Source organism: Alicycliphilus denitrificans K601 (assembly GCF_000204645.1).
Classification (GTDB): Bacteria; Pseudomonadota; Gammaproteobacteria; order Burkholderiales; family Burkholderiaceae_C; genus Alicycliphilus; species Alicycliphilus denitrificans.
In genome coordinates, this window is the sequence record NC_015423.1 from 1 (window position 1) to 24,070 (window position 24,070).

The following is a 24,070-nucleotide window of genomic DNA, read 5'->3' on the forward strand; positions in this document are numbered from 1 at the left end:
TATGGAGTAAAGGAAAATGCCGAGAGCGAAAGGAACAGGGAAAGGCCCAACCGAGCGGTTCAACATCCGACTCGATGAGGACACGGCGGGGTTCTATCGAACCAAGGCAAACGAGCACGGAATCAGCATTTCCGAGTTTTTGCGCCAAACGCTGGTGCAGGGCGTGATCGCAGAAAACGTGCAAGACATCGAGCAGCGGCTGCGCCGCCTTCTCGATGAAATCCGCGCTGGCGGGCAGGGTGGCGGAAAGGTCGAGATTCCCGATGAACTGTGGCTTTCGGTCTTCACTGCGGAGTACATGCTGGCGGCGATTGTTGAGGCGCGTGACGTGCAGCAGTTGTACGAAGCGCAGAACAAGGCGAAGGCAAAGCTCAAGCGAGTGAAAGGAGGCTGAAATGGCAAAGAGAGAGGAAAAGGGAAGCGCCGGTAGCTTCTCCCGTGGGGCCGAGTTGTGGATGCACCAAGCCAGGCTGTTCGTGGTGGCCATCTGGACGGTTGTGCTGATTTCCATCTTGGCCGGTCTGGCAGTCACGACGGCGTACTTCTGGAATGCGACTACCGCAGACGAAAAGTACGCGCTGGAGCGGAACGTCTTGGCGCACACGCGGGATGCGCTCTACATGACGGCCGGAAAGATGGAGCTGAACGTCAACGGCGAGCTGCGCAAGATGGAAGTTTCCGAGGTTGCCTTGCTGACCGACGACATGGCCGAAGATGCTTGGCGAAAGCTGCGCAACGGCGGCATGTTCGGCTTGCTGACTTCCATCGGTGTGGTGTTTCTGATCTCTTTGTACTGGTGGGGCTATGGCCGTGAACGGATGCAGGACAACCAACTGCGCGGGGCCAAGCTGGTGGAAGGAAAGGAGCTTGCGCGACTGATCCGACACCGCGACGAGGCAAGCCCTTATGAGATTGCGGGCGTGCCCATGCGCGTGAAGTCAGAGACGCTGCATACGCTGTTTGCCGGCGCGCAGGGTACGGGTAAGTCACAGCAGTTTTTCGCACTCATGAAACAGGTGCGGGCGCGTGGCAAGCGGATGATCGTGTATGACCCGACCGGCGAGTTCACCCAGGCGTTCTACCGTGAAGGCAAAGACATCCTGATGAACCCGCTGGACTCCAGAAGCCCGAACTGGAACATCTGGAACGAAATCGCCAAGGACTACCACTTCGACAACATGGCGAACGGCCTGATCCCCGATCCGGCCGAGTCCGATCCATTTTGGGCGCTTGCGGGCCGGATGGTGCTAAAGGACGTGATTGCAGTATTGGGGCGCGAGGGCCGCCGCACGAACCGCGACCTCTACAACGCTATCGCCAAGAGCAACCTGGACGCCATGCACGCATTGTTGCAGGGGACAGCGGGCGCAACCTATGTTGATCCCACGACCGAGCGCACGGGGATGTCACTCAAGATGACTGTTCAGAACCAGCTTGAAGCCTTCCGGTTTTTGCCAGATGAGGGCGAATCGTTCTCCATCCGAAAATGGGTACATGAAGAAGGCGATTCATGGATGTTCATCACAGCACGGGAAGCGATGCGCGAGGCATTGAAGCCCGTTCTGTCGTTGTGGATCGACACGGCAATCAAGGCCGTGCTTGACTTGGAGCCGATCCACCGCGAGCGGCTTTGGTTTTGCATTGACGAGCTGCCGACACTCCAAAAACTCGACATCCTGAAGCTGGCTCTGACGAACACACGGAAGTACGGTTTGTGCATGGTGCTGGGCGTGCAGGACTTCAGCCAGCTCTACGAAATCTACGGGCACGATCTGGCCAAGACGATCATTTCCGGGTGCCAAACGAAGCTGCTGCTGCGTGTGACGGATGGAGCTGCGGCGAAGCTGTTGGCCGAATTGATGGGACAGGCCGAGGTGGATGAAAAGGATGAAACCTTGAGCTACGGCCTCAGCTCGCAGCGTGACGGCGTGAGCGTGATGGCGCGCCGACAGATGCGCGACCTTGTGCTGACATCGGAGATTTTGACGTTGCCCGATATGACCGGCTATCTGCTGGTTCCGGGCGACTATCCCATTGCCCGCGTCAAGTATGGTTACGTGCCGACAGAGAAACAGGCCAACGGCTTCATCGAGCGCGACGGCTTTGCGATCAGCTTCAAGCCGACCACGGCGGCCGCAGCGCCGGCACCCGCTCCGTCCGCCGCTGAAGTTCAGCAGCCGGCCGCGCCGGAGCAAGGCGACATGTTGGATGACGACGATATGGACGCGCCGGCTACGGTGGAGGTTATGCGCAACGAAAATGGCGATGTGATCGACAAGGCAACCGGCGAAATCATCAAGCCAGCCGAGAAGGTTTCGCGCGCGAAAGATGATGCAGATGCGAAATCAGCCGGCCAGGGCAAGAAGCCCAACCCGCTGGCGGATGCGCTATAGGAGGATACCGAATGAAAACTCAGAGACGGGCATTTCTACATTCCGTCGCGGCCGCCTGCTTGGCGGCTTTTTGCGTTTCCGTGCAGGCCGAGCCGGACTTGCTGCAACCTGATGAAGCCTTCCGGGTGTCGGCTCGCCGGGTGGATGCGCGAGTGGTGGAGCTGGAGTACATCATCGCACCGGGCTATCACCTGTACCGCGACCGTTTCAGCTTCAAAACGGACAACCCAGCCGTGACGGTGGCCGGCGTTGAGCTGCCGCCACCGCTTGAAAAGTTCGACAAGGCGATGGGCCAGAACATGCGCTACTACACCGAGCGGGTGGCGGTGCGCGTGCGCTTGGCTGGGGGCAATCAGGCCGTCAAACTGGTGGCTACGGCACAGGGCTGCGCGGCGATTGTGGGGGTGTGCTATGCACCGATCACCAAGGCTTTCAGCGTGCCGGCAATGGGAGGAAGACAGGGATGATTAGCATGAACAACGTGGGCAGCGCCGGGCAGGCACTGCACTACTTTTCCGCTGACAACTACTACACCCAGGACGAGGGCTTGGAGCATTCCGAGTGGTTCGGCAAGGGGGCCGAGCACCTTGGGCTTTCCGGCAAGATTGATCGTCAAGCCTTCTTCGAGGTGTTGAACGGAAAGGTGGATGGCCAAGAGCTGGGCAAGTGGGTCAAGAACGAGGAAACCGGCGAGAAGGAACGCGAGCACCGGCCGGGCACCGACATGACGTTTTCCGCGCCCAAGAGTGTTTCTCTCATGGCCGAGGTGTACGGCAAGCGGGACGTGCGGGAGGCGCATGAGGCGGCCGTCAAGAAGGCACTCAGCCACATCGAAACCGAGCTGGCCAGGACGCGGCAAACCGTGGACGGGAAGACCGAAGCGGTACAGACCGGCAACGTGACTGTGGCCATGTTCCGGCATAACACAAGCCGCGACCTCGACCCGCAGACGCATACGCACGCCGTCATCATGAACGCCACCAAGCGGGAGGATGGGCAGTGGCGCTCCCTGACGAATGAAGAAATCTACAACGCCCAGCGCGTTATCGGGGCCATCTACACGTCCGAGCTGGCCGACCGGCTCCAGGCGCTGGGCTACGACATTCGCCGCACCGACGAGAAAGGCAACTTCGAGATTGCCGGTATCACCCGCGAGCAGATCGAGCACTTCAGCCAGCGCCGGGCAGAAATAGAGGCGGCGCTGAAAGCCAAGGGCGTGGACATCGACGATGCCAGCGCGCAGCAGAAGGAAGACGCCACGCTGAAGACCAGAGCGCGCAAGGTGGACGTGGATCATGAAGCCTTGATCGGGAGCTGGAAGGAACGAGCCAAAGACATCGGGATCGACTTCGACGCCATCCAGGCCAAGGCCGACGCGCAACGGGCGCAAGGTGGTGTGGTGCGCGCTGACAAGCTCACCGGGCGCGAGGCGATGTCCTTTGCGGCCGCACACCTGATCGAGCGCGAGGCCGTGGTATCCAAGAACGACCTCATGGCGGCGGCCATCGAGCACGGGGCAGGGCGCGTATCGGCATCGGAGGTGAAGCGGGCCTTCGACAAGCTGGAGAAGGATGGTGATCTGGTGGCCTTGCCTGACGGCAACTACACGACCAAGAAGATGCTGGGCAGCGAAATGTGGGCACTCGACCAAGTGCGCGCACAGAAGGGCCAGACGCCGAAGATGATGGAGCCGGAAGCGGTGGCAGCGCGGATCGCGCAGGCCGAGGGCCGGCAGGGCTTCAAATACAGCGAAGGCCAGAAGGAGGCCATCAGCAAGGTACTGACCACTGAAGATCGTTACGTGGCGGTGCAGGGCCTTGCCGGGACGGGTAAGACCACTATGCTCAAAGGCGTGCGCGAAATGGCGCAGGAGCAGGGCTACACGGTGCGCGGCATGGCTCCGACCGGGGCGGCCAGCAAGGTGCTGGCCAGGGAGACAGGTATTGCTACTGATACCGTCTCGATGTTCCAGATCAAGGAGCGGCAGCTACAGAAGGACATCGAGTTTGCCAAGCAGTACGCACCCGACTTCCAGCGCAAGGCGGAAGTCTGGATCGTGGATGAATCGTCCTTCCTGTCGCAGCGCCAGAAGGCCCAGCTCGACCACATGGCCGAAAAGGCCGGGGCCAAGGTGGTGTACCTGGGCGACACGCTCCAGTTGCAGGGTGTAGAGGCCGGCAAGCCCTTCGAGCTGGCCCAGCGGGACGGCATGGAAACCGCGTACATGACCGAAATCAACCGCCAGAAGACCGCCGACCTGAAGCAAGCCGTGGACATCATCACTGGCCGCGACAACCTGGGGGACGGCCAGCGGCTCACCCAAGTGGAGCTGGCCAACAACGCGCGGGCCTTCGAGTACATGGACAAGGCTGGAATGATCCGGGAAATTCCCGAGAAGTCCGAGGAGGACAAGGGCCGCCTGGTGGCGGCCGTAGTGCAGGACATCTTGAAGCTCGACAAGGCAGAGCGTGAGCGCACCATCGTCATTACCGCCTATAACGAAGACAGGCGGGCCATCAATGCCGGCGTGCGCGAGGGACTGAAGGAGCAGGGCGAACTGTCGCGCTCCGAGGATACGCGCGAAATCTACACCTCGAAGGGGTGGACGCGGGCCATGCAGAAGGAGGCGCAATACTACAAGGCCGGCGACGTGGTGCGCTTCGGGCGGGACTACCAGCAGATCGACGCCAAGAAGGGCGAATACATGCGCGTGTCGGCCGTGGATGCCCCCAATGGCACTGTGGTGCTCCAGAAGGAAGACGGCTCTGTGATCGCATGGCAGCCGAAGAAGCACAACAAAATCGAGGTGTACGACCGCGACACCCGCGAGCTGGCCAAGGGCGACCTGATCCGTATCACCCGAAACGAAGGCGAGTTCAAAAACGGCGAGGTGGCGCGCGTCACGGCTGTGGCTGGGGACAAGGTGACGCTGGAGCTGAAGCAAGGCAAGGATGTGTCACTGCACCAAGTGGATCTCTCTCGCAACAAGCATTGGGATCATGCCTACGCGCAGACGGTTCACGCCTCCCAGGGCGCGACTCAGCACCGGGCCATCTTCCACATCCGAGCGCCTCAGACCGAGAGCGAGAAGAAGCAGGAGCGGGCGCTGGAGAACATGGCCAAGGTCTTCGGGGATCGGAGCTTCTATGTCGGGGCCACGCGCGCCTCGCATGAGCTGCGCATCTACACCAACGACAAGGCGGTGGCGGCCAAGGCGGTGGCGGCGAAGCAAGACAAGACCAGTGCGGTGGAAACGCTCCGGCAACACGAACGGGCCACGGCAATCACGGCCGACAAGGCGGGAGAACGCCCGGTGTCGCCGCAGCGAAACGGTGACGTTCAACGGTAATCCCTATAAAATGTCAACTTACGCGCGCTGGCCTTAACCAACTTTCGCGCGCGAAAGTTGGCGGCTGGTTCTGCCTTTCGCCAGTAGGCAAGTCGGCTTAGACTTGTGTGATGAACCTTTGACTATGCTAAAGAACAAGCCATGACCGACCCAAAGGACGCCGAGATGTCGGCCGATGGGCAGGGAACTAAACGCCGTAGAACTCGCAATTATGGCGATCGCCGAACGGTATCCCTGCGGATGGACCCCGAGCTGCACGAGCGCATGATGGACTTGTGCGACGATCTGAAAATACCTGCCAACACCTATATTTCGGGACTCATCGAGACCGACCTGAAGAAACGGAAAAAGTGACCGCGCCATAGACGCCTCGCCCTGTTTGCCGGGGTGCCGAGAACCCGAATATCATGTGAGGTTCATCGGTGGATTCAGGGAGAGGCGCGCGTGTCTATTATTTCAACGATCAACTGGAAACGTCTGGCTTCGGTTTTTGTGCCGGGCGTACTGATCGCAGCCATCAGCATTTATGTGCTGGGCTTTCGTGCCCCGCCTTCCCCTGATCTTAGGGTTCTGCCCGGTAAAGCACTGGCCGCCTACGACGACTTCTACCCGATCCGCGCCGATGACACCGGGGCGCTATACCTGGATCGGGAATTGTTCGTGAAGGCGGTCAACTACCTCTCTCAGCATCCCTCGCCGCGCGCCGTGGCGGATTTGATCTACCTGGGCAACTCCAACAACGTCACCCTGTTGCTGGACGGGCCGACCAAGGCCAAGTACCTCATGCTGACCCAGCAGCCCGACTATGTGGCGCTGTCGGAGGTGGATCGGGAGAAGGATCGCATCTTCCAGTCCTATGCGGACATCGTGAACGGCATTGGCCAGACGTTCGCGGGCACGCCGGTAGAGATCGTCTTGCACGACACGCGCAACCCGCTGCGCTCGATTGTGGCTGTGCAGAACCCCATTTCCGGCCGCAGGCTGGGCGACACGAATACCAACTTCGGTATCCAGCTCATCAAGAACTACAGCTATGGCGAAGGGCAGGGCCAGGGGCGTGGTGCTTCGTTTGTGAGCTACGACCTCACCCTGAAAGACGGACGCGCGGTGAAGTCCACCACGATCCCGATTTTTCACGATGTGTACGGCTTGATCGGATTCATCTGCATCAATATCGACATATCGAAAATGGACAAGAAACACCCGGAATATATCGAGCATTTTGTTGATACCTTCAAGGCTACCATCGCCAATGACGCCATTAACGAAATGATCCAGAACAGCAAGCGTAAGAACTGATTTTCTCAACCCTCTCTGTAAAGGAAATGACTATGGACGCTGGAGCCATTCAAGAGCACCTGGAGCTGCTGCAATTCGATCTGGCGCGGCCGCTACTGGTAATGAAGGCCCCCAAGGGGATTCTCGGTTGCGGTTATATCAATGTGGAAACCTGCAACAAGACCGGCGAGGTTTGCGCCATCGTCACCGGGGTGAATACCTTTGACGACATGCGCAAGGCCAAGGTGGTAGCCACCTCGAACAAAGCGGTTGAGCTGGGCATCCAAGTGGGTGAGTCTGGCCAAGACGCACTGAACAAGATGCGGTGATTTAGACCGTGCCGCCTGGAGATTGGAGCAAGGCCATTCAAGTGGAAGTCATCTTCTATACGAGCTGCGCTTTTCTGCTGACCGTCTTTTTGGTCAGTATGGTGCTGGCTCTGCGCGGCAACCAGGCGGCCAAGTATTTCCTGTGGGTATGGGCGGCGCTGATGATCCTGGCGCTGCCGCTCATGAACCGGGCCAACATGATTTCGCACATCGCCGCTGGCCTGATGCTTGTGTTTTTTCTCTACGTGCTCTACATCACCGTCCGCTATGGGATGGAGCGCGTGGACGTTTCTCACGAAGAAACCCGCCGTGTCCTGGCTGAATCGAACCGGCGCATTGACGAGGAACGGCGCACCCTTGCACGCCGTCTGCACGACGAGGTGAATCCCCAGCTCCTGCTCACGCGCAACGTACTGAAGCAGCTTGAGCCACTGGTGGCTGGGAATGGGCGGGCCGCCGAGCTGCTGGGTAATGCCTCGGGAATGCTGAATGATGCCTATGCCGAAATGCGCGACATCATCAAGAACACGCGAATCGAGGTGATCGACTCCATCGGCTTCACTGCGGCCTTGGAGTCGCTGGTGGCCCACTACACGAACATTTCCGAAAAGCCGGCCATCACGCTGGAGCACGATCTACCAAAGCGGCCTGCGATGCCAGAGGCATCGGCTATCAGCGCCTACAAGATCATCCGGGAAGCGATTTTCAATGCCATCAAGCACTCCAAAGCTGCCCAGGTGCGCGTCAGCATCCACCACAACAAGGCGCTAGACACCTACAAGGTGGAAATCACCGATGACGGGGTGGGGATGAAAGCCACGGTTCGCAATGGAGAGCACGCCGGCATTGGACTGATCGACATGCGCGAGCGGGTGCGGGTGCTTGGTGGTGCGCTGAAAATACAGGCGGCCGATCCTGCCAACCAGAAGCGGCCGGGAACGAAACTCAGCTTTTCGTTTTCAGGGCAGTTGTCGTAATGCCGTGACGGATCGCCAGCTTGGTGATGTCAGCTTGGCTTTCAACGCCTAGCTTGGCTTTTACGCCCTTCATCAAGTGGCCAATGGTCTTGGTGGACAAGTCCATCGCGGTGGCAATTTCGGTCATGGATGCGCCATCGGCTGCAAGGCTGAAGGCCCGCATTTCGTTCTCATCCAGGAGCCGGTTCGGGTTCCGATCCTTGACGGCCGACCATGCGAGTAGGCGGGCAATCTCGGGGGAAAAGTATTCCTTGCCCTGGGCTACCGTGTTGATCGCCTCGTTGAGCACTTCCGTACTTTCATCCTTGCGCACAAAGGCCAGCACGCCGAGCTTGTAGGAACGCTCGATGATGTATTGGTCGTCAAACTGGCTAAAGACAATGATTTTGGCCGAGGGGTCGCGGGCCAGTAGTTCCTCGCACACGTCCAGCCCGTTCTCACCACAGCCTTTGCTGTCAAAGCGCACGTCGATCACCAGGACATCCGGCTTGACCTCTAAGAAGCGGTCGATCAGCCCATCCAGGCTGTAGGCCACCTCTACTACGTCGATCCCGTAGTCCTTCAATACATCGCGGAAACCGGCTACCAGCAGCCGGTGATCGTCCGCAAGAAATACTTTTATTCCCAAAACGTCACCTATTGGTTTGGGATCGTATTGATCCCGAAGTTCGTTGGCCATGCAGGCAGGCGCTGCCGTGCTTGGCGGATAGCGGCCATGCAGATCGGCGGTGGGTGCAACACCCTCGCCGGCGAGGCAATAACCGAATTTTGACAGAAAAGCCGCATTCGATATACCGCGCCCGGCTGATCTAGCCATGATCCGCACCGTTCGGGGGACGGCATTATACGTGCGAACTAACCTATTGCTTCCGCTGACAGGAAGTTATTTTTCTCCTGCATGGTATCATTTGGCCCCTTGTCGTGGGCATTTCATGCCTTTGGCAAGCTGGATTCGGCGGGTAAAGCGGGGCTGTCGGATGGGTGCCTCAACGCCACCTCCCACGATGACAAACCTAGGCTAGATGCCTTGTCGCTCTAGGTTTTTTCTGTTATCGTGCTTTCATCGTGAAAGCAAGTTGACTGCTACAATATCGCAATGGGAAACGCCTCTATGTACTTCTCTGCACGCGCACTGATCGCGGCGGCATCGCTGATGATGCCGCTCGCTGCTTCTGCAACGTGCTGGGATGAGGCTGGGCGCGGCTACGGGATCGACCCCTTGCTGTTGAAGGCGATTGCCTGGAAGGAATCGCGCGGCTGGACGGGTGCAGTCGGCCCGAAGCTGAAAGACGGCAACCGCGCGCTGGGCCTCATGCAGATCAACACGATCCACCTGCCGAACCTCGCGCGCTTCGGCATCCGCCGTGAACACCTGTTCGACGCTTGCACCTCGCAGAAGGTGGGGGCCTGGGTTCTGGCCGACTGCATCCAGCGTTTCGGCGCTACCTGGAAGTCCGTGGGCTGCTACTACGCCGGCCCGGCATCGACCAATGTGAGCGCCCAGGTTGAGTACGTCCGCGACGTGCAGCGGTTCTACGAGGGCTACCGCAGACAGCAAGCCCACCAAATTTCAACTTCACCGGCCCAAGTGGCCAGTTTCCAAGGGGATTGATATGGCGTTGCCAGCCAAACCGTTTCGCATTTCTATCGTCTTTGCGCTGGCTGCTGCTGGCGTCACTGCTGCCAATGCGCAGTCACTGAACCAGCCCAACCCCCTGGATCGTCTCTCCGACGTGGTGCAGTTCGGCGTGCCCCGCGACACCAAGTTTGTGTTCTGCGACGGGGAAGACTGCCCGGAACGCTCCATCAAGCATCTGTACGTGCCGCCTCCACCGCCGCCTGCTGTCCAAGAGCCGGTCATGCCTGCGCCTCAATCCATCCAGCCGCCCGAAGAACTTTCGCACGCGAAAGTCCCGGCCAAGAAAAAGCCACTGAAGAAGAAGCGGAAGAAGCCCGCGATTCAGTACGAATGCAAGCCTGTCAGCAAACCGAAGTGATGGGCTTTCCGTCTTTGCGCATCCCCCTGGCGCAAGGCCCCACACGGGGAAATGCAGGGGTTCCAACCAACTTTCTACGTAGGAGTTATTGAAGATGAACGCAGCAATTCAAGCAGTCGATGTTCGCAAGGAAGCGGGCCAGTGGTTCAAGGCCCTGATGCTCGCCGGCCTGATCCTGGGTCTGATGATGCTGGCTTCCGGCGCATACGCCAGTGACGGCACGGAGTTCGACGCCGCCGTAACCAAGTGGGACGGCTGGGTGAAGGGCAACCTGGGCAAGCTGGCCGCCCTGATCGCCATCGGCGTGGGTTCCGTCGTCGCCGCCGTCAAGAAGGACTGGAGCTGGTTCTTCGGCGCGGTGGTGCTGTCGATGGGTATCGGCGTGATCGTCGGCATCGTCAACGCCAGTTTCACGGCCGTCATCTAAGCGCAGGAGGTGGCCATGTCCGAAAAAACGGATCTCTCTCACTACATCCCGCGCCGATTGGACGACGGAGCCAAATTCCTCTTTTGGGAAATGGACGTTGCCATGATCGGCCTCATGGGCGTGTTGGTTGGCATTGGCTCAGGCTTCCCGGTGATTGGGCTGTTCCTCGGTATTGGAGCGGCCTTTTTCTACGGGAAGCTGAAGGCTGGGAAGCATCCGGGCATGGCCACCCACCTCCTGTACTGGTTCACCGGGTTTCCCGAGCCGAAAGAGCTGCCGGGTAGCCACATTCGAGAACTCAATGGATAGGGGCTACACGCGCTATGGCACCAGATAAAGCAATCAATGAGCGGGACAAGTTGCAATCGCAAGTCCGCTTCCACCGCGCGATGAACGCGGGCCTGCTGGGCACTCTGTTTTTCGGGGTGCTGCTGCTGGGCTTCGTCGTCGTGCGCGACACAACCAAGATCGTGCCGCCTGAAGTTAAGCGGCCCTACGAGATTGGATCGAACTACGCCAATAAGGACTACCTGCTGGATATGGCCGGTTATGTCCTGGGCACGGTGTTGACCGTCACGCCGGAGACGGTTGATTACAACAACAAGGTGATTCTCAAGATGGCCGACCCGGACGGCTACGCCGGGTTGAAGACCGCGCTTGATGCGGCCGCAATGCGGCTCAAACAGGAGCGAGTCACCACTATTTGGGTTCCTCGCAAAGAGGAAGTCAGCGAGCAGGACAAGCGCGTGAAGGTCAGCGGAAAACTCAAGACCTTTATTGCCGACAAGCTCACTTCCGAACGCGAGAAGGACTATCTCGTTGAATTCACCATCACTACCTCGGGGCGTCTCTATGTTTCCAAGATCGAAGAAATCGTTAAGCGCGATCCTTCTGCTAACAAGCCTGCTGGCAACTGAAGCAGGCGCAACGCAAGTCGTTGAGAACGCTGACCGGGGCCACGTTCAAGTCAATATCTCGGTCAACGAAACCAACCGTCTCGCAATCGACGGGCGCCGCATTGCCAATGTGGTGCCCAGCGTGAAGGGCGTGCTGGCAGGCCAGAAGGACGAGGCCCTGGGGGCTTACTACTTCACGCTGGCCAGCGAGTCGCCCAACCAGGGCACGGTCACGGTTTTCGTGTCCGACGAGAAGGGCGTTACCTACAAGCTGATCCTCGTTCCGCGTCCGGTGGCCGGCGAGGAAATCATCATCCGGCCGCCGAGCGAGAAGGCTACGCCTTCGAGCCGCGCAGCCGCTGATGGCCGCACCGTCTCCTACCAGCGCCGCATCAAGGACTTGATGCTGGTGATGGCCGACGACGAGCTGAAGGACAGCGTTGAAACCATCCAGGTGAACAAGGAAGTGCCTTTGTGGAAAGAGGGGCGCTTGATCTTGGTGGCCAAGTACATGGATGGCGAAGTGGTGGGCGAGAAATACCGCCTGACCAACGTTTCCCCCTCCGAAATGCTGCTGGTCGAGCAGGAGCTTTACCGCCGTGGCGTGCGCGCCATTGCCGTAGAGCACCACACGCTGATGCAGGGCGACGGGACGGACATCTACATCGTTCGGGAGCGCAAAGACAATGAGTGAGCCGAACGCACAAACAAAGAAACGCCAGATGATGCTCATCGGCGGGGCAGTGACCGGCATTCTCGGTCTGGCCGGGGCTGGCATGTTCCTGTTCGACAGTGGCCCAGCACAGCACCGCGAAAAGCCCAAGACCGTCAGCATCACCGCACCGGGCACCGTAGATGACAAGGATGCGTGGCGTGCGCAGCAAGCGGCCAAGGAGAAGTCCAACGAAGCCTTGATCGGGGAAGTTAAGACCCAGCTCAAGGCCCAGGAGGAACAGAACAAGAAGCTCGCGCAGGCGCTGGAGGAACTGAAGGCCAACAAGGCCGCAGCCGGTTCGGCTGGCAGCGCAACGGCTGCGAAGCCAGATGCTTCGGTTCTGGACAAGCCTTTGCCCATTGGCAACGGCACCGGGCCGGGCCAGCGTGTTCTCCAGTCACCGAACGGCAAGGGCGGGGCCACCACCCTAAACCAGCCGCTCAATCAGGTGGATGTGCCGGCGCGGCGGGAAGTGGAAATCATCACCTTCAACAATGCCGAGGGCAAGGGCGCAGCGGGCGCAGCCGTTGGCGGCGCTGGTGGCATCACCGAGGTGCTGGGCTTCCCAACCGACGAGAAGGCCAAGAAGTACGGCACCACCTCGGGCGGGGCAGACGGCAAGAAGCAGACCATCGAGTTTCTGCCGGCTGGCTCCTTTGTGCGCGTGGCCATGCTCAACGGCGTGGATGCGCCGACAGGCGGGCAAGCCCAATCGAACCCGCTGCCGGTGGCTTTCCATGTGCTCGATGTCGCCAATCTGGCCAACAAGCACAAGCTGGACATCAAGGATTGCCGCATCGTGGCCGCCACCTGGGGCGATCTGTCCTCAGAGCGGATGATGGGCCGCACCGAAACCCTGGCCTGCGTTATCAACGGCGAGGCCGTTGAAATGGCGATCAAGGGCCAAGTGATTGGGGAAGACGGCAAGGCTGGGGTTCGGGGCCGTCTCGTCACCAAGCAGGGCCAGTTGCTCGCCAATGCCCTGTTTGCCGGCGCGCTCAGTGGTATCGGCAAAGCCTTCCAGTCCTCCGCAACCATCACCAGCACAGGCGGCGGCGGCATCACGCAAACCATCGACCCGGACAAGATCGGGCAAGCCGCTATCGGTGGTGGGGTAGGCAGCGCGGGCCAGCAGCTCGCTCAGTACTACCTCAAGGCTGCGGACAAGCTGTACCCCGTCATCGAAACCGATGGCGGCCGTACCGTCGAAATCCTCATCACCAAGGGCGCTGTTTATTCCGGCAAGGCGCTCGCCAAGGACGATTACCGGGGCCTCCTGAAGCGCACCGGCACCAACTCCAGGAGATACGAAGATGATTAAACGAGTGTTGACCCTCGCGCTGGCTGCTGCGCTGGCTGTTCCCGCATTTGCCCAAGATGAAGCGCCCGCGTCCGTGGTCGAGAAGTTCAAGACCATGTACCCGAAGACGACCTTCAAGGAAATTCGCAAGTCGCAAGTTTCCGGGCTGTATGAGGTAGTGATGGGCGAGAACATCGCCTACACCGACGAGTCGGGCCGCTACTTCATTTTCGGGCACCTGTTCGACATGCAGCAGCAAGTCGATCTGACTGCCCAGCGCAAGCTCGATAGCAAGAAAACCGAGTTCCCGGCACAGCAACTTGGCCAAGCGATCAAGACGGTCAAGGGCGACGGCAGCCGAATCCTGGCCGTGTTCAGCGACCCGGATTGCCCCTACTGCAAGCAGTTGGAGGGCGAGCTGGCCCGCCTGGACAACGTGACCATTTACACGTTCCTGTACCCGCTCGAATCGCTGCACCCGGAAGCCAAGACCAAGGCCGTCAGCGTGTGGTGCGCGCCGAACAAGGCGAAAGCCTGGAGCGAGCTGATGCTGGCCGGCAAGAAGCCCAAGCTGGTGGCCTGCAACAACCCCGTCAACGACAACTTGGTGCTGGGTTCCAAGCTGGGCGTGGTGGGCACTCCTACCCTGATTGCCGCCGATGGCCGCGTCCTGCCTGGTTCCGCACCGGCCGAGAAGATCGACCAGTGGCTGAACGCCGGTAAGCCTGGCGCGCCGGCCGCTGCGCAGGAGGCAACCCAATGAAGCGCACCGCCTTGATGTTTGGTGCCGGCGCGCTCGCCTTGGCCCTGACGGGCTGCGGTTCGCTCGCTGGCCGCGACTGCGGCGCTTGCTGCAAGGGTGTCGGTTTCAGCGGCAGTGCCGCGCACGCATGGGAGGGAAGCAAATGAAGGCACTGGCCTTGACCTTTGGCATCGGGGCCGTGGTGGCCCTATCCGGTTGCAGCAGCATGTCTGGCTTTGATGCGAAATCCGAATTCGCGTGCAAGGCCCCGGACGGCATCTTGTGCGAGTCGATGAGCGGCATCTACGCCAATGCCCAGGCGAAGAACCTGCCGGGCCAGCGCGTGAATGCGCGCGGCGAGGCTCCGGTGGAACTTTCGCAGGCGAAAGCCGGCAGCAACGTGATGACCAAGCCCATCTACTCGGGCACGCCGATCCGCAGCGCACCGCGCCTGCTTCGCGTCTGGTTCGCCCCGTGGGAAGACACCGATGGCGATCTGCACGACCAGTCCTACGTGTACCTGCCGGTCGATTCCGGCCGCTGGCTGATCGAGCACAACCGCCGCCGCATCCAGGACAACTACCGGCCGGTACGCGCCCCGTCGAATGTGACGGCCCAGGCTGCGCAGCCGCAAACGGCCGGCGCTGGCCAGCAACGGCAAAGCCCTGGCGTGCTGGGGCAGCAGCCAACGCCTCCCGCTGACAACGGGATGGAGTCTATCGGCGTCCGTCAAGACCGCATGAGCAACGAGCAAGCCACCGAGCTGCTGAACGGAATCATGCGCCCCGGCAACGTCATCCCGGACAGCGAATAAGCATCGCTGGCCGGGCGGCCAACATGGAGAACATTCAATGCAAGACAGCATGATGGACAAGCTAAAGGGTGCTGCCGCCCGGTTTTGGGACGAAACCGTGCTGGGCAACACCTCGGATGTCGGGAGCCAGCCGGCCCCCGTGGCGGCCGCCAACGAGGTGACGAGCCTCTATGGGCTGCACAGCATCCTCAAGTACGACCAATACGACCCCGACACGGGCCTTTTCTACAACGACAACTCGGTGGCCTTCTGCTTTGAAGTCATCGCGCAAACCGGCGCGGACGACGACATGGCGAGCCGCCTCAATACGCTCTTTACCCCGGTGCCGCCGCACTACGGAATTCAGTGGTGCCTGTTCGGTAGCCCGGTGCTGGATGACCAGTTCCAAGCGTACATGGATCAACGCCATATCGCGGTGGACAACGGCAAGACCACGCCGTTCTTTCAGGAGCTGGCCAAGCGCCGCGTGGAGTACATCTACAAGGCAAAGGGCAAGCCGCTTTGGCCCAATGACAACTACGTGGTGAAGAACATCCGCCTGCTGTTCTCCATCACCAAAGCCGGTTCCTTCCGTGACGCCAAGCTGGTGGAGGAAATGTACGAGCTGCGCGAGACAGTGCGCGCTTCGCTGCGCACGGCAAGCCTGCCGTCCTTCCCCCTCGATGCTGACGGGCTGATTAGCTTCCTGTGGCCGATCCTCAACCCCGAAAGCATGTTCAGCAAGGAGCCGTTCCCCGATCTGCGCTACGACGACGGGAAATCCATCAAAAACCAAGTCACGGCCTTTGGCCAGCATGTGCGCGTGAAAGCCAACGAGCTGCTGTTTGGCCTGCCGCCCGAGAAGCAGGGCGACGAAGACAAGCGCATCGCCGTGCGTGGCTTCGGCGTGCTTCAGTACCCGCAGAAGAAAGAGCTGTGGGAGATGGCCAACATCATCGGTTCGTTTTTCGATGACGGCCTTCAATACCCGTGCCCATTCCTGGTGTGCGGTGGCGTCTTCACGCTTGACCCCAACGTGGTGGACGGCAAGGCTCAGATCAAGGCCGCACGCACCAAGCAAAACGCCAAGTCCAAGATGGCCGAGTTCCAGCCCGAGCTTCAGGCCCAGGCGAACGATTGGGACATCGTGCTGCACCAGCTCAACAACGGCGGCAGCATGTGCGAGCTGTACCACACGCTGCTGCTGTTCGCACCCAAGCGCGTCATCAACCGGGCAAGCCAAGTGGCCCTGAACGTGTGGCGCAGCGAACGCTTCACGATCTGCCCGCTGCAACTGCTGCAACTGACGGCCCTGTATTCCAGCCTGCCCATGACGCTCACCGAGACGGTGCGCGACGACTTGCAGAAGCTACGCCTCATCACGTCCAAGACCACGGTGAACGCGGTGGACATGGCCCCGGTGATTGGCGAATGGAAGGGCGCAGGCGACCCGGTGATGATGTTCTTTGGCCGTCGTGGCACCCCTACCTTCCTCGACTTCTACAGCAACCAGCAGGGCAACTACAACGTGTTCGTGGCGGGCGTGTCCGGTTCGGGCAAGTCCGTGACCATGAACGAAGTCGTTTCGGCCTATCGAGGTATTGGCGCGCGGGTGTGGGTGATCGACGTGGGCCGCAGCTATCAGAACCTGATCCGGCTCCAGAAAGGCACCTTCCTGGAGTTCACGCCGAGCACGAAGCTGTGCATCAATCCATTCACTTGGGTGGGCACTGACGACGAGCTGGATTTCAAGGCGGAAATGCGGATGCTCAAGCCGATGATCGGCCGCATGGCGTCCCCCAATGCGCCGCTGACGGAATTCCAGTACGCGCTGATCGGGGAGGCGATTACCGCCGTCTGGCAAGACTACGGGCAGGACACCAACCCGACCCGCATCCGCGACTACCTGTTGAGCAACATCAAGAACGAGTCGGGCAGCACCGAGCGCGTGGCCTACGAGCTGGCCAAGCAGCTCGCGCCGTTCACCAAGGATGGCGTCTATGGGGACTTCTTCAACGGCCGCGCCAACATCAGCTTGGACGCCGACATGGTGGGGCTGGAGCTGGAGGAACTGAAGAACGCTCCCGAGCTGCGCCGCGTGGTGCTGTTCGTGCTGACCTCGCGCATTGCCCACGACATGTATCTGACCCGCGACCGCAAGAAGCTGTGTCTGGTCGATGAGGCATGGCAGCTCCTGGGGGCTGACAAGGAAACCGCAGAGTTCATCGAGGAAGGCTACCGCCGCGCCCGGAAGTACAACGGCATTTTTTGTGTGGGCACGCAAGGTATCGAAGACGCCTATAAAAATGATGCGGCCCAGGCGGCCTACAACAACGCCGACTGGAAGATTCTGCTGCGCCAAGACCGCAAGAACCTGGAAAAGCTGATCGAGGACGGCATGGTGAATTTCTCGCCGGCCGTGAAGCGGATGCTGCTGTCGCTGCGCACCGAGCGCGGCCGCTTCAGCGAAATGCTCATTTCCTCGCCCAACGGCGATTCCGTGGTGCGCCACATCCCCGATCCCTTCTCCCTGCTGATGGCTTCGACCAACGCGCAGGACTTCAACGAATGCAACGCGCTGCTGGAGCAGGGCCATTCCACGATGGAAGCCCTGGAAATCATGCTGGCCCGCCGCACCCCTCAAGAACAACTGTCCCCGCGCCGGAGGAAAGATGACTACTGAACCGAACACCAACCCAACCCCCGAGACGCCAGCGCCGGCCGAGGCCGCCGCGCCGGCCGCCGACCGGATGCGTTATGTGATCCCGGCCGTGCTGTCCACCTTGCTCACGCTGGTGGCGCTCGCGCCAGTGGCCTACGTCATCAACCGCAACATGCCTGCGCGTGTGGCCACCGTTGATTTGCAGGTGCTGGTGGAGGAAGACCAGAAGCGCACCCTCGACGTGATCGGGAAGGGTGGCGACGTGACCGACGAGCAGCGCGCCGTGGCGCAGAAGCTGACCATCGACTTTGCCAAGAAGCTGTCCGCGACCGTGGATGCGCTGGGGCAAGAGTGCAACTGCGTGATCGTCAACAAGGCGGCGCTGCTGGGTGGCGTGACCATCGACTACACGGATCAAGTCCGGGCGAGGATGAAGTGATGAAGGCGAAGCGCATCTACTGGACAGTTTGCGCGGGTGTGTTCGCCGTGGGTGCGCTGGCCGCCGCCACTACCCCTTGGCTGGATTACACCTTCAACCTCACCAACAGCCTGCCCGGCACCCTCTACGTGATCCACAAGGGCGGGGAAGTGAAGAAGGGCGAGCTGATCGCCTACCGCTGGCATGGCGGTGCGACCTATCCCGCTGGCACCACCTTCATCAAGCGCGTGGCCGGTGTGGCTGGCGACACGGTTAAACGGGCCGGCAGCGCGTTTTGGGTGAATGACCAATACATCGGCACCGCCAAGCCCTTCTCGAAGGCTGGCGTGCCTCTCCAGCCCGCGCAAGAGGGCGTTATCGGGGCAGGGGAGTATTTCGTTTCGACGCCCAACCCGAACAGCCTGGACTCGCGGTATGCGCTGACCGGCAACGTGAAGCAGGCCGAAGTCATCGGGAGGGCTTATGAGATTTTCTAAGCTGATCGCAGCCCTGCTGATCGCCTCGATCCTGCCTGCCGCGAACGCGGCGAGCTTGGGCAGCATCGGGCCGACCTACCCGATTGGGGAGGAAAGCGCCCTCGACATGATTATGAAGAAGCTGCGCGAAAAGGAGCGTAGCGGCGAGCTGAAGCGGTTGCAGGAAGAAGCCATCCGCCGCTCGATGGGCAGCATCAAGAACATGAAGCCGGTGGACGGTATCACCACCGTGCGCGCCCGCGCGCAGCGTTTCATCGACCCCACCGTGACCTACACCAAGCCGGTGACGACCGACGACGGCCGCATCGTGGTGCCGGCTGGAACGAAGATCAACCCGCTGGACATGACCAGCCTGACGAAGACGCTGGTTTTCTTCGACGGCCGCGACCCCGAACAGCGCGAAGCAGTGGGGCGCTTGGTGGCCAAGGGCGGCCAGCTCAAGGTGAAGCCGATTCTCGTTGCTGGGTCTTGGCTCGACCTCACCAAAGCCTGGAAGACCCAAGTTTTCTACGACCAGAAGGGCACCCTTTCCAAACGGTTCGGCATCACGGCCGTGCCGGCTGTGATTCGTCAGCAGGGAAAGATGCTTGTGCTCGATGAGATTCCCGCGAAGGAGCTGCAATGAAACGCTGGCTTGTAATGGCTTTCATGGTGCTCGCGGCGACTTTCGCGCGCGAAAGTATGGCCGGCGTGTGCCAGGGCAAGTTTGCCAACCCCATCACCGATATTTGCTGGAGCTGCCTGTTCCCGCTGACGTTGGGCGGCACGCCGATCATGACGATGGGCCAGGAGGACACCGGCAACCCGGACGGCTTCCTCTGCACCTGCACCAACCCGCTGCGCATCGGCATCAAGACCGGCTTTTGGGAGCCGGCGCGGCGCGTGGATGTGACCCGCACCCCGTACTGCTTTGTCTCGCTGGGAGGCATCAAGCTCGATCCCGGTATCCGTGCCCCGGAAGGCGAGATCCGTTTGCAGCAGGACAACACCAAGCAGTCCAACTATCAGGTTCATTGGTACGCCGATCCGATCCTTTATTGGCTGGAGGTGATCCTGGATAACCCGTGCCTGGAGACGGGTTCCTTTGACGTGGCCTACATCACCGAAGTCGATCCGACTTGGAACGACGACGAGCTGACCATGCTGCTGAACCCGGAAACTTTCCTGTTCGGCAACCCCATTGCCCAAGCCGCGTGTGCCGGCGACTGCGTGTTGTCATCGGCTGGCTTTGGCAGTAACGCGCTTTTCTGGTGCGCCGGCTGCCAGGGTTCGATCTACCCCTTCAACGGCCATGTGCAGGCCCACGTCTCACACGTACAAGCCAGTTCGCTGCTGGTGCAGCGCATGACGGCCAAGCTGCACCGCGAATTCCTGATGTGGGGCACCTCTGGCGCTGACGGCTTGTGCGGCATCTATCCCGAGCCGGTGATGGACAAGACCCAATACAAGTACCAGATGCTCTACCCGATCCCGCAGACGGAAAAGATCAACGGGCGCTGCTGCCAACCCTATGGCCGCACGACCGCGATTTGGGGCGCTGGCAAGAGCTACCCGTATGCCGGCGAAGACTTCGCCTACATGATTTTCCGCAAGAAAAACTGCTGCCTGGGAGTGGGATTCTGATGAACAAGAAAACTGTCATCGGGCTGATGCTGCTGGCCGCTTTCGCCCGCGAAAGCGTGGCGCAGAGCACGCCGACCGCATCCCAGCTCGACCAAGAACGCCAACGCATCGAGCTTGAGCGCAAGCAGATGTTTGACCCGAACAACCCCGCCTCGAAGGCCAAGAAGGGCGCTATGCCCAACTCGGCCGACATCGACCGGGAAATGCGCCGCGTAGATCGTGAGCGCAAGCAGATGTTCGATCCAAACAACCCCGCGACCAAGAACGCCGCCAACGTGTTCCCCAACGTGCCGACGCCGGAGCGCGCCGGGATCGACATCGAGGCGCTGGCCAAGCAATACGAGCAAAAGGCCCAGGCCCGCAAGATGGATGACCTGATGATTTTCGCCAGCTTCACGATGCCGGCCGAATCACTCAAGCGGATCGTCAGCCAAGCCAACCGGGTGGGGGCTTCTGTGGTGCTGCGCGGTTTCAAGAACAACTCGCTGAAGGATACGGCGCTGGCCATCAAGGAGCTGGGAGAGCAGGGCGGCAACGTCCTGGTGAACCCCAACGCCTTCACCAAGTACAAGGTCAAGGCTGTTCCCACGATGGTGCTGGCCAAGGCCGCAACCATCGACCAAGTGGACAACGAGGGCTGCGCCCTCCCTGACAACTTTGTGGCAGTGGCCGGTGACGTTTCGCTGGACTACGCCCTGGACGAGATTGTGCGCCGCGCGCCGCAGTTTGAAGCCGTGGCGTCTCGCTACCTTCGCCAGATCAGGGGGAACCAATGAAGCGCGTCCTTTCCATCGCCGCGATGCTGGCCGCTGTGGGCGTAGCCAGCGCACAAACCATCACGACGCCGGCCGACGCCTTCAATGCCGGCAAGGACTTCGCCAACACGGGCAAAGGTGTGGCGGGGGGCAAGATCAATGGGGCAACTGGCTCCAACGTGCTGCCGTACTACAGCACCACGGCACCGGAGACGGCCAACTTCCAGGAGGGGCGCAACCTCATCGGCGGGGCGGGCACGAACAAGCAGATTCAGTGCGAGACGTACAAGGCCCCCAATGCCTTCCAGCAGCAGGAATGCGACGCGGTGAACTTCATGAGCAAGAACCCGACGCAGCGGCCGAAGTTCACCATCGACAAGCAGACCGACCCGATCCTGACCGGCTCCAAAGGCGTCATCAACAACCCCGGCAGCATCCCTGGCGCTTCGACGCAGCAATGCCGCGTGGAGCGCGTGAAAAACCCGGCGACCTACATCACCGAGACTTGCACGGAAACGCAGACGCTGGAAAACCTGTCCTGCAAGCGCGTGCTCAAGGTGGCGTGCGATCCAGAACGCGACGGCTGCGACCAGGGCGGCATTGTCCCGAATAGCTGGGCCGGCGACATGGCCACCAGCTTCACCCCGGACGGGGCCGGCAACTACATCCTCCAGTTCGGCACCATCGCGGACAACTATTGGGGCGGCTGGGGTGCGGTGTACGACCGCAACCTCACTTTCGACATCCGTGACGTGGGGCTGATTACCCGTTTCGCCCTGACCCGTGCCGCGTTTGACGACTGGCTGATGGTCAAGGTGAACGGCAACCTCGTCTATGTCGGCCCGCGTGGTGGCGACCGCCTCGAAATCTATTCGCCGCCTCCGGTCTTCGAGTCCTCCAGCACGCGCTCATGCACGCAGACTTGGGACGATTGGGGCAGTGGCTGGCAGTGCTCCGATACGGGCGGCGGCGGTTGGTGGGGCGGCGGCGGTGGCGGTAATGCCGTCTCCTACCAATCCTGCACGGCCGTGGGCGGCGGCTGGAATTGCACAACCAGCGACTACCGCACCGGCATGGTTCAGTACTGCGCCACCTGCTTCAGCGGCCCGGAGCTTTCGACGAGCTGGAACTTCGGCTTGAACATCGACGTGAAGCCCTACCTCAAGAACGGCTCCAACACGATCTTCATGCGGACGATTGTTGCGGGCGGCGGGGAAGGGGCGATCCAGCTCACGACGCGCCAACTGTGCCCGCGCAACTGCTATGACCAATGGGACAACAGCCAGTGCGCTCCCCTGGAACAGAGGGCTCAATGATGATGAAGAAGATTCTTGCCGCATTGGCCTTTGTCGCCAGCTTCAGCGCCTTCGCAGCGCCTGACTGCCAGAAGACGGGAACGGTTTGCACCGCGCCCAACCAGACCCGCAACGTGTCGGGCCTGTCCGTCTTTCGTGAATGCTGGGAATACCAGGACACCTATCAATGCCGCAGCCAGAACATGGTCAACGACTGCCAGCCGCTGCGAGACAAGGGGTGCTCTCAGATCGGATCGTCATGCGTGGAGCGCGACGATTCCGGCACCTGCGTGATGTACGAGCAGAAATACAACTGCCCGGACAAGCCTGAAACCTACACCGAGAAAACGGTGTGCGATCAAAGCGCCTTCTGCCAGAACGGCGGGGCTGGGTGCTTTGATACCAGCGCGCCACCCGACAAGGACTTTGGCCAAGCGGCCGTGATGATGGAGGCCGCCCGCGAGGCCGGCGTGTACGGCATCGACCCGAACAAGGTCGAAATCTTCAAGGGCTACATGGAGGAATGCAGCATCAAGGTCTTGGGTGGCACCACGCTCAAGAGCTGCTGCAAGTCAGCCGGTGGTGGCGCTGCCTTCAGCAATTACGCGCTCCTGGGCGCCGGCATGAAGGCGGCAGGCGAAGCGGGCCGCGAATCCATCGTGCTGGGTTCCAAGTACATGTACGACTCGCTGTATGGCCAGCTCGACAGCTCCCTTGTAGATAAGGGACTTGGCGCAATGAATAGCTGGGCCTCCGGCTTGGGTGATGGTGTCTTCAATCCGCAATTCGGGTTCTATGGCTTCACTTTTGAGTTCACCTTTGCCAACGGCTTCCAGTTCGTCGGTTTTGACCCGTACAGCTTCGCCCTGTCCGTGGCAATCATGCTGGTGCAGGAATGGTTGAGCTGCGATTCGGCCGAGCAGGTCATGGCCATGAAGCGCGGCCAAAACCTGTGCGTCCATATTGAGACGTATTGCAGCAAGAAGGTGCTCAAGGTCTGCGTGGAGAAGAAGGAACGCCACTGCTGCTTTAACTCCAAGCTGGCCAAGATCATCAACCGCCAAGGCCGCGCCCAACTCGGGATGCCGATGAATAGCTGCGGCGGCTTCAACCAGGCGCAGCTCCAGGCCCTCGATTTCTCCCGGATTGATCTGTCCGAGTTCATCGCGGACATCGTGCCCAAGGATGTGCCGGCATCGACCATGAGCAACCGGGTGCAGCAGACCGTCAACAAAAAAGTTCAGAGCTACTACGACCAATGAAAACTCTCTCTATCGCCCTCATTCTGCTGGCCTGCTCGACTTTCGCGCGCGAAAGCCTCGCTGGGCCAACCGTCTATACCCGGCAACACGACGTGCTGGCCGCTGCGATCCGCAACGGCAGCTCCAGCGGCGTCATGGAAGGGGAGGTGGCCGAGCACTTCACGCGCCAATTCCGCTCGACCGGGCCGCTGCTGGTGACTGCGAAGGTCATCAAGTCTTTCAGCCGCGCCGACTGCAAGCGCCTTGAAATGGTGTTCACCAAGAAGGACGTGGATACCCCACAAGGCCGCACCGACGCGATCCTGAAGACCCAGCTCAACTACTGCCTCGACGGCACCCCGCCAATTTCCGTGGAGTAAGCC

The 24,070-nt window shown here is 60.6% G+C and carries 28 protein-coding genes; 27 read left to right on the top strand and 1 reads right to left on the bottom strand.

Annotation, left to right across the window (positions count from 1 at the left end):
• Positions 1-16: 16 nt before the first annotated feature.
• The 8 genes from ALIDE2_RS23555 to ALIDE2_RS23590 all read left to right on the top strand — a co-directional run bounded on the left by ALIDE2_RS23555 (position 17) and on the right by ALIDE2_RS23590 (position 8,326).
• Positions 17-394 carry a plasmid mobilization protein gene (locus ALIDE2_RS23555; RefSeq protein ID WP_009242070.1) on the top strand — a complete coding sequence of 126 codons (378 nt, stop codon included), beginning with the start codon at positions 17-19 and terminating at the stop codon, positions 392-394.
• A 1-nt stretch (position 395) separates the two neighbouring features.
• Entirely contained in the window at positions 396-2,393 is a 1,998-nt protein-coding gene (locus tag ALIDE2_RS23560; RefSeq protein WP_009242071.1) for a type IV secretion system DNA-binding domain-containing protein, read from the top strand.
• A gap of 11 nt (positions 2,394-2,404) precedes the next feature.
• Positions 2,405-2,860 carry a protein-disulfide reductase DsbD N-terminal domain-containing protein gene (locus ALIDE2_RS23565; RefSeq protein ID WP_009242072.1) on the top strand — a complete coding sequence of 152 codons (456 nt, stop codon included), beginning with the start codon at positions 2,405-2,407 and terminating at the stop codon, positions 2,858-2,860.
• Positions 2,857-5,742, top strand: coding sequence for a MobF family relaxase (gene mobF / locus ALIDE2_RS23570; RefSeq protein WP_013723310.1), 2,886 nt, complete (start codon positions 2,857-2,859; stop codon positions 5,740-5,742). Before ALIDE2_RS23565 ends, mobF begins: the two co-directional genes overlap by 4 nt.
• Positions 5,743-5,883: 141 nt before the next feature.
• A complete protein-coding gene (locus ALIDE2_RS23575; RefSeq protein ID WP_009242074.1) occupies positions 5,884-6,096 on the top strand; it encodes a hypothetical protein in 213 nt (70 codons plus the stop codon).
• 90 nt (positions 6,097-6,186) lie between these two features.
• Positions 6,187-7,041 (top strand): PAS domain-containing protein, encoded by an 855-nt coding sequence (locus tag ALIDE2_RS23580; protein WP_009242075.1) that lies wholly within the window; start codon positions 6,187-6,189, stop codon positions 7,039-7,041.
• Between the two features lie 32 nt (positions 7,042-7,073).
• A complete protein-coding gene (locus ALIDE2_RS23585; protein ID WP_009242076.1) occupies positions 7,074-7,349 on the top strand; it encodes a YunC family protein in 276 nt (91 codons plus the stop codon).
• Between the two features lie 41 nt (positions 7,350-7,390).
• Positions 7,391-8,326, top strand: coding sequence for a sensor histidine kinase (locus ALIDE2_RS23590; protein WP_238530184.1), 936 nt, complete (start codon positions 7,391-7,393; stop codon positions 8,324-8,326).
• Here the strand turns inward: ALIDE2_RS23590 and ALIDE2_RS23595 are convergent.
• On the bottom strand, positions 8,295-9,143 hold the full coding sequence (locus tag ALIDE2_RS23595; RefSeq protein WP_231403503.1) for a response regulator transcription factor: 849 nt from the start codon (positions 9,141-9,143) through the stop codon (positions 8,295-8,297). The two genes, ALIDE2_RS23590 and ALIDE2_RS23595, sit on opposite strands and share 32 nt — an antisense overlap.
• A gap of 294 nt (positions 9,144-9,437) precedes the next feature.
• Between ALIDE2_RS23595 and ALIDE2_RS23600 the strand changes: the two genes are divergently transcribed.
• The 19 genes from ALIDE2_RS23600 (at position 9,438) to ALIDE2_RS23685 (ending at position 24,067) form a co-directional block, all read left to right on the top strand.
• Positions 9,438-9,938 (top strand): lytic transglycosylase domain-containing protein, encoded by a 501-nt coding sequence (locus tag ALIDE2_RS23600; protein ID WP_013723312.1) that lies wholly within the window; start codon positions 9,438-9,440, stop codon positions 9,936-9,938.
• Between the two features lies 1 nt (position 9,939).
• Complete coding sequence (locus ALIDE2_RS23605) at positions 9,940-10,323, top strand: hypothetical protein (protein WP_009242080.1); 384 nt, start codon at positions 9,940-9,942, stop codon at positions 10,321-10,323.
• Between the two features lie 94 nt (positions 10,324-10,417).
• Positions 10,418-10,750: a TrbC/VirB2 family protein gene (locus ALIDE2_RS23610; RefSeq protein WP_009242081.1), complete on the top strand. Its 333-nt coding sequence runs from the start codon at positions 10,418-10,420 to the stop codon at positions 10,748-10,750.
• A 15-nt stretch (positions 10,751-10,765) separates the two neighbouring features.
• The gene (gene traL, locus ALIDE2_RS23615; protein WP_009242082.1) at positions 10,766-11,059 is read left to right on the top strand and encodes a type IV conjugative transfer system protein TraL; all 294 of its coding nucleotides are present in this window, start codon (positions 10,766-10,768) and stop codon (positions 11,057-11,059) included.
• A gap of 50 nt (positions 11,060-11,109) precedes the next feature.
• Positions 11,110-11,667 carry a type IV conjugative transfer system protein TraE gene (locus ALIDE2_RS23620; RefSeq protein ID WP_238530185.1) on the top strand — a complete coding sequence of 186 codons (558 nt, stop codon included), beginning with the start codon at positions 11,110-11,112 and terminating at the stop codon, positions 11,665-11,667.
• Positions 11,603-12,340 carry a type-F conjugative transfer system secretin TraK gene (locus ALIDE2_RS23625; protein ID WP_009277744.1) on the top strand — a complete coding sequence of 246 codons (738 nt, stop codon included), beginning with the start codon at positions 11,603-11,605 and terminating at the stop codon, positions 12,338-12,340. The genes ALIDE2_RS23620 and ALIDE2_RS23625 overlap by 65 nt, the downstream gene beginning before the upstream one ends.
• Positions 12,341-12,368: 28 nt before the next feature.
• Entirely contained in the window at positions 12,369-13,682 is a 1,314-nt protein-coding gene (locus ALIDE2_RS23630) for a TraB/TrbI/VirB10 family type IV secretion system protein (RefSeq protein WP_232295877.1), read from the top strand.
• Positions 13,675-14,424, top strand: coding sequence for a DsbC family protein (locus ALIDE2_RS23635; protein WP_009242086.1), 750 nt, complete (start codon positions 13,675-13,677; stop codon positions 14,422-14,424). The genes ALIDE2_RS23630 and ALIDE2_RS23635 overlap by 8 nt, the downstream gene beginning before the upstream one ends.
• Positions 14,421-14,570: a hypothetical protein gene (locus tag ALIDE2_RS25330; protein WP_009242087.1), complete on the top strand. Its 150-nt coding sequence runs from the start codon at positions 14,421-14,423 to the stop codon at positions 14,568-14,570. Before ALIDE2_RS23635 ends, ALIDE2_RS25330 begins: the two co-directional genes overlap by 4 nt.
• A complete protein-coding gene (traV, locus tag ALIDE2_RS23640) occupies positions 14,567-15,217 on the top strand; it encodes a type IV conjugative transfer system lipoprotein TraV (protein ID WP_009242088.1) in 651 nt (216 codons plus the stop codon). The genes ALIDE2_RS25330 and traV overlap by 4 nt, the downstream gene beginning before the upstream one ends.
• Before the next feature lie 37 nt (positions 15,218-15,254).
• Positions 15,255-17,879, top strand: a complete 2,625-nt coding sequence (gene traC / locus ALIDE2_RS23645) for a type IV secretion system protein TraC (RefSeq protein ID WP_013723313.1) — start codon at positions 15,255-15,257, stop codon at positions 17,877-17,879.
• Positions 17,869-18,297 (top strand): hypothetical protein, encoded by a 429-nt coding sequence (locus ALIDE2_RS23650; protein ID WP_011798629.1) that lies wholly within the window; start codon positions 17,869-17,871, stop codon positions 18,295-18,297. Before traC ends, ALIDE2_RS23650 begins: the two co-directional genes overlap by 11 nt.
• Complete coding sequence (locus ALIDE2_RS23655; RefSeq protein WP_009242091.1) at positions 18,297-18,773, top strand: S26 family signal peptidase; 477 nt, start codon at positions 18,297-18,299, stop codon at positions 18,771-18,773. Before ALIDE2_RS23650 ends, ALIDE2_RS23655 begins: the two co-directional genes overlap by 1 nt.
• Positions 18,760-19,398, top strand: coding sequence for a type-F conjugative transfer system protein TraW (traW, locus tag ALIDE2_RS23660; RefSeq protein WP_009242092.1), 639 nt, complete (start codon positions 18,760-18,762; stop codon positions 19,396-19,398). Before ALIDE2_RS23655 ends, traW begins: the two co-directional genes overlap by 14 nt.
• Positions 19,395-20,396, top strand: coding sequence for a conjugal transfer pilus assembly protein TraU (traU, locus tag ALIDE2_RS23665; RefSeq protein WP_009242093.1), 1,002 nt, complete (start codon positions 19,395-19,397; stop codon positions 20,394-20,396). Before traW ends, traU begins: the two co-directional genes overlap by 4 nt.
• The gene (gene trbC, locus ALIDE2_RS23670) at positions 20,396-21,172 is read left to right on the top strand and encodes a type-F conjugative transfer system pilin assembly protein TrbC (RefSeq protein ID WP_009242094.1); all 777 of its coding nucleotides are present in this window, start codon (positions 20,396-20,398) and stop codon (positions 21,170-21,172) included. The genes traU and trbC overlap by 1 nt, the downstream gene beginning before the upstream one ends.
• The gene (locus tag ALIDE2_RS23675) at positions 21,169-22,467 is read left to right on the top strand and encodes a hypothetical protein (protein ID WP_013723314.1); all 1,299 of its coding nucleotides are present in this window, start codon (positions 21,169-21,171) and stop codon (positions 22,465-22,467) included. Before trbC ends, ALIDE2_RS23675 begins: the two co-directional genes overlap by 4 nt.
• Positions 22,464-23,708 carry a conjugal transfer protein TraN gene (locus tag ALIDE2_RS23680; RefSeq protein WP_009242096.1) on the top strand — a complete coding sequence of 415 codons (1,245 nt, stop codon included), beginning with the start codon at positions 22,464-22,466 and terminating at the stop codon, positions 23,706-23,708. Before ALIDE2_RS23675 ends, ALIDE2_RS23680 begins: the two co-directional genes overlap by 4 nt.
• Positions 23,705-24,067, top strand: a complete 363-nt coding sequence (locus ALIDE2_RS23685) for a hypothetical protein (RefSeq protein WP_009242097.1) — start codon at positions 23,705-23,707, stop codon at positions 24,065-24,067. The genes ALIDE2_RS23680 and ALIDE2_RS23685 overlap by 4 nt, the downstream gene beginning before the upstream one ends.
• The last annotated feature ends 3 nt before the right edge of the window (positions 24,068-24,070 follow it).